Origin of the sequence: Chryseobacterium sp. BGARF1 (genome assembly GCF_001677955.1) — a bacterium.
Classification (GTDB): Bacteria; Bacteroidota; Bacteroidia; order Flavobacteriales; family Weeksellaceae; genus Chryseobacterium.
Genome location: NZ_LELA01000062.1, coordinates 47335 through 58490, shown reverse-complemented (window position 1 = coordinate 58490; position 11156 = coordinate 47335). Strand labels below are relative to the sequence as shown.

The following is an 11156-nucleotide window of genomic DNA, read 5'->3' as shown; positions in this document are numbered from 1 at the left end:
ATTTAAACTATTTAATCATTGATCTTGATAATTTAGATATTTTACAAAGAAAAATTATTCAGCAAATTACACATAATAAAATTAAATTTATTCAGATTCGATTAAAAAAAATTTTCGTTAATAAAGATATTTTTCAATTATTTTCATTGCTTAAGTTGTTCAATGACACCTATATTAATGAAGTTTCAATAGTATTAAATTATACCTCTGAAATATTTAACTTTATTAAAAATGAAGAACTTCATTCGGAAAAATATTTACAGTTTATAATGCATACTGCAGATGAGAACATAAAGATAAATTACGGATCCATTGAAATTGTAAAAATTAAAGATGAACTTAAAATTCCTGTTAGTTGTGGCACTGTTAAATTAGAAAACATGAATTCAAGTCGTGCATTTTATAATGAATCTACACATTGCAACTCCTGCCTTCACAAAAAAATTTCCATTGATGCAGAAGGCAATATCCGTAACTGCCCATCAATGCCCCAAAGCTTTGGAAACATAAAAGATACAACATTAGAAAAAGCTCTAAACCATAAAGACTTCAAAAAATATTGGAATCTTACCAAAGATAAAATAGAAGTTTGCAAAGATTGTGAGTTTCGTTATATTTGTACTGATTGCAGAGCATATACTGAAAAAACTCATGAAAATGAATTTGGTTTAGATACTTCCAAACCTCTTAAATGTGGTTACAGTCCTTATACTGGAGAATGGGAGGAATGGAGCACTAATCCTCTTAAACAAAAAGCAATAAAGTATTATAGGATGCAAGAATTAGTTAAGAAAAATTAAATCACAATTAATTGAAAAAAAAATTCCCAAATTACATACAGCCCGATTCGAAAGATTGCGGCCCTACTTGTCTCAGAATTGTCAGCAAACATTACGGAAAAAGTATTTCCCTGCAACAGATTCGTAACCTTTCAGAAACAACCCGTGAAGGAAGCAGCTTGCTTGGTTTAAGCGATGCTGCCGAAGATTTGGGTTTCCGTTCTTTGGGAGTTCAGGTCGACTTTAATACACTGGCTGAAGAAGTTCCTTTCCCGTGTATTGTACACTGGAACAAAAATCACTTTGTGGTTGTTTATAAAATCGATAAAAATAATTTGGTATATATTTCAGATCCCAGCTACGGACTGATTACCTATCCCAGAGAAGAATTTATCAAAAGATGGATTGGTGAAAATGCCAACGAAAATACAGAAGAAGGAATTGCTTTGATTCTGGAAACGACACCTGCATTTTTTCAGACCGAATTTGATGATTACGAAAGTAAAGCCAGCTTTTCTTTTTTATCTAAATATTTACTAAAATATAAATCGCTAATTGTTCAATTGGCGGTAGGATTATTAGCGGGAAGTTTACTTTCGCTCATTATGCCCTTCCTTACACAAAGTATTGTGGATGTGGGAATTCAAAATCAGGATCTGAATTTTATCTATCTGGTTCTTCTCGCTCAAGTAATGCTTTTTCTAGGCAGAATGGGAATTGAGGTGATCCGAAGCTGGATTTTACTCCACCTTTCAACCAGAATCAACATTTCGATTATCTCAGATTTCTTTATTAAATTAATGAAACTTCCAATCAGTTTCTTTGATACAAGAATGACTGGGGATATTATGCAGAGAATCAATGACCATCACAGAATCGAGCAGCTTCTGACCAACTCATCACTGAATACACTATTTTCATTGGTTAATTTAATTATTTTCAGTATTGTTTTGCTATTTTATGATTACAGATTGTTTGTTGTTTATCTGGTGGGAGCAGTTTTATATATCGGATGGATTACTTTTTTTCTCGGAAAAAGGAAAGAACTTGATTATAAAAGATTTTCTCAGGTTTCACAGGAGCAAAGTAAAGTGATTGAGCTGATTAATGGAATGCAGGAAATTAAAATGTACAACGCTGAAAAGCAAAAACGTTGGGACTGGGAATTTTTGCAAGTAAAACTTTTCAAACTTAGAATAAAATCACTCTCATTAGAACAATGGCAATCGGTTGGTGGAAATTTTATCAACCAAATGAAAGATATCCTGGTGAGTTTTCTATCTGCTAAATTGGTGTTGGAAGGGAACCTTACATTAGGGATGATGCTTTCTGTTCAGTACATTATCGGACAGTTGAACAGTCCATTATTACAACTCATTGATTTTATCAAGCAAACTCAGGATGCTAAAATTTCTCTGGAAAGGTTAGGTGAAATTCATGATAAAGAAGATGAAGAAAGTAAAGATGAACAATATGCCACTGAAGTTCCAGAAAAAGATATAGAAATCAACAATATGTCTTTCAGATACATTGGTTCTGATGTTCCGGTTTTTGAAAATTTAAGTTTAAATATTCCTTACCAGAAAACTACGGCAATTGTTGGAGCCAGCGGAAGCGGTAAAACGACATTATTGAAATTATTAATGAAATTCTATGAACCTAATGAAGGTGAAATAAAAATTGGAAATACCCAAATGAAAAACATCTCGCCAAGATTTTGGAGAGATCAGTGTGGAGTTGTGATGCAGGAAGGATATGTTTTTAATGATACCATTGCCAATAATATTGCAGTTGGAGAAGATTATGTAGATAAATCAAAATTGAGAAAAGCAGTTGAGATTGCCAATATTAAAGAGTTTATTGAAGGATTACCGTTGAGTTATAATACAAAGATTGGAAATGAAGGATTGGGCGTAAGTGGCGGACAAAAACAAAGGCTTTTCATCGCAAGAGCCGTTTACAAATCTCCTGAATATATCTTTTTCGATGAAGCAACGAGTGCCTTAGATGCCAATAATGAAAAGGTAATTATGGAAAACCTGGAACAGTTCTTCAAAGGAAAGACAGCTATTGTTATCGCTCACAGATTATCAACCGTAAAGCATGCCGATAAAATTATCGTTCTCGATAAAGGTAAAGTTGTAGAAGAAGGAAATCATGTGGAATTGGTAACTTTAAAAGGAGAATATTACAGACTTGTTAAAAATCAACTGGAATTAGGGAATTAATTAAATTAGAAATTAGTATTTAGAAATTAGTAATTTTATTTCTGTCTTAATTTTTAACTACTAATTTCTAATTAAAATGAAAGAAGATAATATCCTTCATATTAAGTCTAAAAAATTTGCGATACGAATTATTCATTGCTATAAGTTTTTAGCTGATAACAAAAAAGAGTTTATTCTATCAAAACAACTTTTAAGAAGTGGTACTGCTATTGGAGCATTAATTGCAGAAAGTGAATTTGCACAAAGTGATAAGGATTTTTTAAACAAACTATATATTGCATTAAAAGAAGCTAATGAGACTTTATATTGGCTTGATCTCTTATACGAAACTCATTTTCTTTCAGAAGAAGAATTTTCATCCATTTCAAAAGATGCTACAGAAATTTTAAAACTTTTAATATCTATTACAAAAACTCTAAAACTAAAATAATAGGCATTTTTAATACTAATTCCTAAATACTAATTTCTAATTAAAATGAAAGACATTTTAGATAATATAGAACTTCGCTCAGAAAGCGTTCAGGATATTCTTACGAATCCACCACATTGGATGTTTCGATGGGGAAATACAATTATATTACTCATCTTATTGCTTATTCTTGCGATGAGTTACATTATCAAATACCCGGAATTTGTTCCGGCGCCTATCGTCGTGACATCACAAAATCCGCCAGAAAAAATTGAGGCAAGAAGCAGTTCAAAAATCGAAAAAATATTTATTAAAAATCATCAAAAAGTAAAAAAAGGTGATGTAATGATGGTTTTGCAGTCTACAGCAAATTATCAAGATGTTTTAAAACTAAAAAAACTCGTAGATTCTATCGCTTCAGATCAGTTGCTTTCTTTCCCTGTTAAAGAAGCTTCTCACTTCAAATTGGGTGAACTTCAGGGCGATTACAATAGTTTTGCGAAAGCTTTTCAGGATGAAAATTTATTTATCCGATTACAACCTTATGCTCCGGAAAATATTGCTACCAATCTCAGTATTTCAGAATCAAGAAGTAGGATTGCTAATTTAAAGCAACAAAAGAATCTTGAAGTGGCAAAAACTGAACTTTCCCGTAAAAGCTATCAACGATCCCAAGAATTATTTAATCAAGGGGTGATTGCTGCAGTAGAACTTGAAAGCGAAAAAATAAAATACCTTCAGGCTCAGCAAAGCTTAGAAAATTTAAATATTTCTCTTTCTCAATTGCAGGAAAGTATTTCTAATTTCAATAAAACCAAAAGCGGAACTGCAATCAACATCGAAAAAGATAAAATTACTTATTCGTCGCAAACGCTTCAGTTATTTGAGCAGTTACGTAAATCTTTAAAGCAGTGGGAACAGAGCTATCTTATTATTTCTTCTACGGATGGAATGGCTAGTTTTCAACAGTTTTATGGTGAAAATCAGTTTGTAAAAGCAGGTGATCCTATATTATCTATCTTACCGGATCATACAGAGCAAATAGTTGGAAGAATGTCGGTTCCTACAGCCAATTCTGGGAAAATTATTCCTGGCGAAAAAGTATTGATAAAATTAGATAATTACCGTTTTCAGGAATACGGAATTATTGAAGGAAAAGTTCAGAATATTTCATTAATTCCCGATGATAAAGGCAATTATTATGTAGATGTTGTATTGCCTAAAGGTTTAAAAACATCTTACAATAAAACTTTAAAATTCGATAAAGAGTTGAGAGGAAATGCCGAAATCGTTACTCAGGATTTAAGGTTGATTGAAAGGTTTTTCTATCAGATTAGAAAATTATTGGGCTATCAATCCTAAAATAATGTCATTCTGTGGTAAGGTGCTTTTAGACAACTGAGCTATATAAAAATTTAGTTATACAAACAGCTTTTAAAGTAATCAATATCTACTACTAAATGTTTTGAACACTGGTGTGGCAGTTCACAAGACAGATGATCTATTTTAAATTAGAAAAATTCTTTATAGATTTTCTATCAAATATTTGAATATAGCCTGTCTTGGTCACAAAAATAATTCGCCTCACCAATGAGACGAATTATTTTTGCTCTAAGGATAAAAAGATATTTTAAGTTTTTACCATGTACTAAAAAACTTCACTTAAAAACTCTTAACAAATCCTATTCCCACGCTTTTATCCTGATAAAAAGGCATCACCATGGTCGCTGCATTTTTATTTTTACCACCCAGTAAATTATTGATTTTTGGATACAGCCAATACGCCAATTCTGTGGAAAGAATACCAAAACCGGCTCCTGCAGCCACATCTCCTACCCAATGTTTATCATTCAGCATTCTGTACACTCCTGTAAAAACCGCCAAAGAATATCCCGAAATTCCCAATAGAAAATTGGTATCCTTGTATTCTCTGAACATAAATTGTGCAGAAGCAAACGCAATCGCTGTATGTCCCGATGGAAAAGAAAGATTATTGGATCGGTCTGGTCTCTCCTCTTTTACCACATGTTTCAAAGGAACTACAATGGCAGATGCGATCAGCATTGATGTTCCGTAAATAATTGTTCGGTCTCTAAAATTATGTTTTCCTTCCACTCCGAAAGCATTAAGTCCGTAAACCAACGCTGCGGGTGCAAATTGGGCATAATTGTCTAGCCTGATGTGATCTGGCTTGTGCTCATTAATTTCATCTCTGGTAGAAAAATTTAACTGTTTAAAACCGCTTACACTTAAACTTGCCACTCCGTATCCTACAAATGCCGTAGGAATGATGAAGTTTTTATAGTTCAGCATATTCTTTTCTGTATTTATAGCAGTTGTGCTGTCTTTTGGGGCTTCCTGAACCTGAATACTATCATTATTTTGAGCTTTTCCAAAGACTGATGTTAAAATGCAAAGACCAACTACAGTTTTCTGACGATAATTTGACATTTCTTTTTGGGTATTAAAATTTAGTAGGATAATTCATGAGCTGAATATTTACCTCTTTAAATTTCGTGAGGATTTTTTGCCCATATTCTGTAAAATATTGATGATCATTAAAAAAATCATTGTTCTTCATCTGCCATTCTTCATCGGTAAAAATAAGTCCGAGATAATTTTCGAACTCCAGTCTTAGAGCTTTTTCATATTTGGAATAATTGGTTTTTGTTAAATGAAACAAATCTGCATCACAGAGTATTTTTTCAATTTCTGAAGTTGGATTTTGAGGATATTTTGTTGATTCTATACATTGCAGGACCTTTGTTATAAAGGCTTTTTCGCAACCGAAGTTTTCTAAAAAGTTTTTGGCAATTCTTATACTTTCTTCTTCATGACCTTTGTAGCAATAGACATATCCGCAATCGTGAAACCATGCAGCAATCTGTAATGCAAAAAGATCTTCTTCGTTCAATACATTTTCCTTACTTATCTCCTGCACTGCCGCCAAGACCTCATAAGTATGCTCAATATTGTGAAATGTGAGCGCATCGGAAAGATTTTCTGTAAGGAATAATATGGCATAATCTCTTACAGCCTGTAATACATTATTCATCATTAATTATTTAAAACTTATAGCTGTAACCCAATCTTACAACCTGCGTCTCGTAATAATCATCGCTGATATAAGCAAATCCATTTCCCTGAATTTTCTTTTTGATAACCATTGTATTCAGCAGGTCGGTGGCATTTAAAAACAGTTCTCCCTTTCCGTTTTGAATCGATTTTTTAATTCCTAAATCCATCGAAAACCTTGAACCTATTTTTCCTTGCGGAATAATATCCGGCGCCAGATAAACAGCTGTAAACTGTGCATCAAATCCTTTAGAAATTTTAAAAATATTGTTCAGTTTTACATTTCCGGAAATAGCAGTTTCCTGATTGGCAGAGAAAATATTTGGTTGCGGATAAAGGTTTTCCACAGAAAACGCATTGATCTGGTTTCTGTAAATATTTCCATTGATATTAAATGAATATGTCTTTGAAACCTTTTGATTCCAGATCATTTCCAGTCCTGAATTATAACTTTTCCCCGCATTCTGAAACACAGCATAAATTAACGTACTTTTAGGAACAATGCTCGAAATCCTGGTAATAGTTCCATTCGCAAAACGATGATAAAGAGCAGAATACAGATAGCCACTATCCCAGTTATATTTGTGTCCCAACTCGATTGAATTGGTAAACTGAGGTCTTAATTGTGGGTTTCCGACCTTTATTATTTCTGCATCATCATATTTCGGGAAAATTCTGATATCCACTTCATTCGGACGGTCTACTCTCCTATTGTAAAATACAGATAACTTATTGTGATCGTTTAGTTTATAAGCCAATCTTAAATTTGGAAAAGGCTGTGTGTAATTGTAACTGTCACTTTTATAAGTTGGATGAAAAGGATTCACATCATACTGAACTTTCACATACTCAAGCCTTATTCCCAATTCGGCTTCCCATTTTTCATTTTCAAAAATATAGTTTCCATACACAGCAGGAATTAGTTCTTTGTAAGTTGCCCAACCTCCTGCATTAACGTATAAAACAGAGTTTATACCCGGAATAAAATTCATATTGGTCGGGATACTTCTGTTTCTCAGCTTAATTCCGGTTTCAATTCTTCCGTATTTTAAAGGTTGTACATAATCGATATTGAAATCATAAACCTGTTCATCAGACAATAATTTAAAAGCATCTGTTCCTGTGGAAGTTGGCAAGTAATTGTCGTAAAAATATTTCTCATCTTCTCTGTGGAATGTATAATTGAATCCTACATTCAGCAAATGCCCTGCATCTTTGAATTTATGCTGGTAAGAAGCACTTCCCATGATTGTGGTTTTGAGCTCATCTTCCAAAAACTGCCACAAGCGAAGACGTTGCGAAAGATCTTTATTGAAAAACGGTTGGTCACCACGGTCAATAATTTTCTCACTTCCATATGATCCCGAAATGGTCAACGTATTTTGAGCATCAATATTCCAGTCGATTCCGGCTTTTGTGGTGAGGTAATTGGTATTTCTGTTTCTTTTTAGTTGAGAATTAATAACCGTTCCGTCGTCATAAGTTCGGGTTACAAATTCATTTTTATTCAACGTTTCTGAATATAAATTATCTGCCTGAAGGAAAATATTGACTTTATCTTTTCTATAATTAAGAGAAACCGACGGATTTATTTTCGGTGTAAAAGTATATTGTGGCCGTATTGTAGGAAGGTTTTCTTTTCTTACCCACAGCGAACCTGTGCCATAAGTGAAACCCACTTTTCCGTTCCATCCATTTTTTGTATTTTTCTTCATAATAATATTGATGATCCCAGCGTTTCCGTTGGCATCGTATTTTGAAGAAGGATTGTTGATGATCTCAATTTTATCAATCGCAGAAGCAGGAATATTATCCAATCCGCTTTGGCTTCCAAAACCTGTAAGCGCCGTTTGTTTTCCATCGATCAAAACGGTTACTTTATCGTTCCCACGAAGTTGAACCTTTCCATCCTGAACCGTTACGCCGGGTAAATTTTGCATACTTTGCAAAATAGAACCACCACTTTGGCTTATATTATCCGCAACTGAATAGGTCTTTTTATCCATCTTATCGATGATCTCATTTTTCTTCGATGAGGTTAAAACAACTTCCTCAATTTTAGTTTCTTTTGTTGAAGAAGAACTTTCCAGCTCGATGATCGGAACTTCAATAAACCCTGAAAGACTTCCTATAAAAAGATCTTGGTTTTGAGAATTGTATCCCGAAATTGATATTTCTAAATGATAATTATCCGGCTTTATTCCTTCAAGTGAAAATCGTCCTTCTTCATTGGTAATTGTTCCGGCAACAAATGTTTCGTCACTTGCTTTTTTCAAGATAATATTGGTATAGGCCAGATCATTCTTATCCTGTTTATCTTTTACAATTCCAGAGACCGTAACATTTGAGACCTGGGCTTTAATAAAACTAACCGAGATAAGGATCAGTAAAAGGAAAACGATCTTCTTTAGCATTTTTAATATCATTTAAATAATTTTGATACAAATTTGCAATCTGAATTAGAAGAAATTTAGAATTTAGAGGTTTTTGAAGTTTAAATTTTATGCTTTAATAAAGAATAATTTAATGATGCTTATCAAAAATGACCCTCCCGCAAATCTTGCTGATAATGCTGACTTATTTTTAATTTTAAGCCTGCTGTATCTGCAAAACCTGCGGGAGGATTTTAATTATTTTTTTAAATAAAAAAACTTATTTCATTTTCATTTTTCCATTTTTGAATCTTTCACTTGCGGTTTGATAATAAGAAATCGTTTCGGCAACTTGGTCATTATTTTTTGTTTTCACTTCTGATAAAGATTTATCAGCTCCAGAAACTACAAATTGTTTTACTCTTTTTCTATCATCAATTTGGGTGAAGATATTTCCTTTCAGCATTCCCAATGTTCTGTAATTTCCTATAAATGCACGCTCGTCACCAATTTTTGTTTGGTTAATGTCTTTTCCATACAAGCTGGTGTTATAGTTCCATCCCAAATACCCGAATAGGGTCGGCATCACATCAATCTGAGAAGTCAAGCGTTCAATTTTTTCAGATTTTTGATTAAGATTGTAAATAATTGCCGGAATGTGGTGTTTCGCGATATTAATTTCCCATTTTCCGGCACTGCTTGCACAATGGTCTGCTACAATCACAAACACCGTATTTTTAAACCAAGGTTTTGATTTGGCATCGTTGATAAATTTTCCTAAAGCATAATCGGTATATTTCACTGCACCATTTCTTTCACCTTGCGGAAGGTCTATTTTACCTGCAGGGAAAGTGTAAGGCTTGTGATTGGAGGTCGTCATTACAAACTGAAAAAAAGGCTTGTTTACTTTGGCGCTTTTATCGGCATATTTTATTGATTGTTTATACAAATCTTCATCACAGATTCCCCAAGCATTTTCAAAACTCACTTCTTTATCTTCTATCTTGAATCTTTGAGTTTTAATGTTGTCAGATAAAGGGTTTCCTCGGTCTCTGTCGACAATATCGAATCCTTGTCCGCCAAAGAAATTATTCATATTATCAAAATAACCATCTCCACCGTAAATAAAATAGGGTTGATAATTTTTAGATTGTACAATGGAGGAAACGGAGAATAAATTATCATTATTAGGTCTTCTCACAATACTGTTTCCAGGAGTTGGAGGAACCGATAAAGTTAACGCTTCCATACCACGAACGGTTCTGGTTCCCGTTGCATACAAATTGGTAAAGAACATACTTTCGTTGGCTAGTTTTTCATAATTCGGAGTCAGATTGTCTTTATTTCCGAATGTGCTTAAAAAGTCGGCACTGAAACTTTCGATAGCAATCAAAATAATATTCGGATTCTGTTCCTGATTTCCTTTTGTTGCTCTGGAAATATCATCAAATTGAGTAGAAACATAGTTTTGATTTTCCTGCAAAAGACTTTTCTTCACCACAGAATAAGCTTCCTTATCTGAAAGTTTCGGGTAAAACGTGAGATAATCTAATTCATTAGATTTAAATGCAGATACAAATGAAAATGCACCGTTTTTCCCCAGTTCGTTCACTACCAGATTATTACTAAAATCGGCTTGTTTATTTTTCATTGTCAATCCTAAAGCAACAGCGATGATCACAAAAGGAAGTATATATTGAATACGATTTGAGATCGGACATTTATCTGAAAAAGTATTTTTGAAAATATTTTGCTTCTTAAAAATGAAAATAGTTGACACAATCAATCCAACTAAAACCAAAGCAATAACAGGCAAAGGATAAGACTGATTGATATTCTCAACAACCTCATACGTGTAAATTAAATAATCTACCGCAATGAAATTGAATCTTACTCCAAACTCATCCCAAAAAGGAATTTCTGCCAATAAACTGAAGTAAATAATAATGAAAATAAGGGTCAAATAAAAGTAAGTAAAACATCGGTCGAACACAGAATCAATCCATCTTTTTGGAAAGAACAAAAGATAAATTCCATATAAAAAAAGAAATAGAGAACCTACCGCCAGATCGTACAAAAATCCCGTAAAAAATGCTCTAATGATATAAAACAGGTTAAGATCTACATCTTTTGAAGACCAAATTAGAAGGGCTACTCTTATCAGAAATGAGAGTAAAAGATATAAACCCAAGGTACTGAAAAGCGCTGAAAACCTCCCTAGAAAAGGTTTCTTTAGTGAATTCGATATTTTCATAGTTATTTTAAATTAAAATACGATCCACAATAATAGTAT

At 33.1% G+C, this 11156-nt stretch carries 8 protein-coding genes; 4 read left to right on the top strand and 4 right to left on the bottom strand.

Features of this window, described 5'->3' with window-relative positions; genetic code table 11:
* The 4 genes from gwsS to AB671_RS12515 all read left to right on the top strand — a co-directional run.
* A partial coding sequence (gwsS, locus tag AB671_RS12530; protein WP_066764799.1) for a grasp-with-spasm system SPASM domain peptide maturase occupies window positions 1-800 on the top strand: 800 nt, incomplete at its 5' end.
* Window positions 801-811: 11 nt separating this feature from the next.
* Window positions 812-3007 carry a peptidase domain-containing ABC transporter gene (locus AB671_RS12525; protein WP_066681958.1) on the top strand — a complete coding sequence of 732 codons (2196 nt, stop codon included), beginning with the start codon at window positions 812-814 and terminating at the stop codon, window positions 3005-3007.
* A 76-nt stretch (window positions 3008-3083) separates the two neighbouring features.
* Window positions 3084-3437, top strand: a complete 354-nt coding sequence (locus AB671_RS12520; protein ID WP_066681961.1) for a four helix bundle protein — start codon at window positions 3084-3086, stop codon at window positions 3435-3437.
* A 45-nt stretch (window positions 3438-3482) separates the two neighbouring features.
* Window positions 3483-4778 carry an HlyD family secretion protein gene (locus tag AB671_RS12515; RefSeq protein ID WP_066681964.1) on the top strand — a complete coding sequence of 432 codons (1296 nt, stop codon included), beginning with the start codon at window positions 3483-3485 and terminating at the stop codon, window positions 4776-4778.
* 300 nt (window positions 4779-5078) lie between these two features.
* On the opposite strand, the gene AB671_RS12510 is transcribed toward AB671_RS12515, so the two are convergent.
* The 4 genes from AB671_RS12510 to AB671_RS12495 all read right to left on the bottom strand — a co-directional run bounded on the left by AB671_RS12510 (window position 5079) and on the right by AB671_RS12495 (window position 11117).
* Window positions 5079-5867 (bottom strand): phosphatase PAP2 family protein, encoded by a 789-nt coding sequence (locus AB671_RS12510; protein ID WP_066681967.1) that lies wholly within the window; start codon window positions 5865-5867, stop codon window positions 5079-5081.
* Between the two features lie 13 nt (window positions 5868-5880).
* Window positions 5881-6471 carry an HD domain-containing protein gene (locus tag AB671_RS12505; RefSeq protein ID WP_066681969.1) on the bottom strand — a complete coding sequence of 197 codons (591 nt, stop codon included), beginning with the start codon at window positions 6469-6471 and terminating at the stop codon, window positions 5881-5883.
* A 10-nt stretch (window positions 6472-6481) separates the two neighbouring features.
* Window positions 6482-8905: a TonB-dependent receptor domain-containing protein gene (locus tag AB671_RS12500; protein ID WP_082987301.1), complete on the bottom strand. Its 2424-nt coding sequence runs from the start codon at window positions 8903-8905 to the stop codon at window positions 6482-6484.
* Between the two features lie 238 nt (window positions 8906-9143).
* A complete protein-coding gene (locus AB671_RS12495; RefSeq protein WP_066681972.1) occupies window positions 9144-11117 on the bottom strand; it encodes an LTA synthase family protein in 1974 nt (657 codons plus the stop codon).
* Window positions 11118-11156 lie beyond the last annotated feature (39 nt).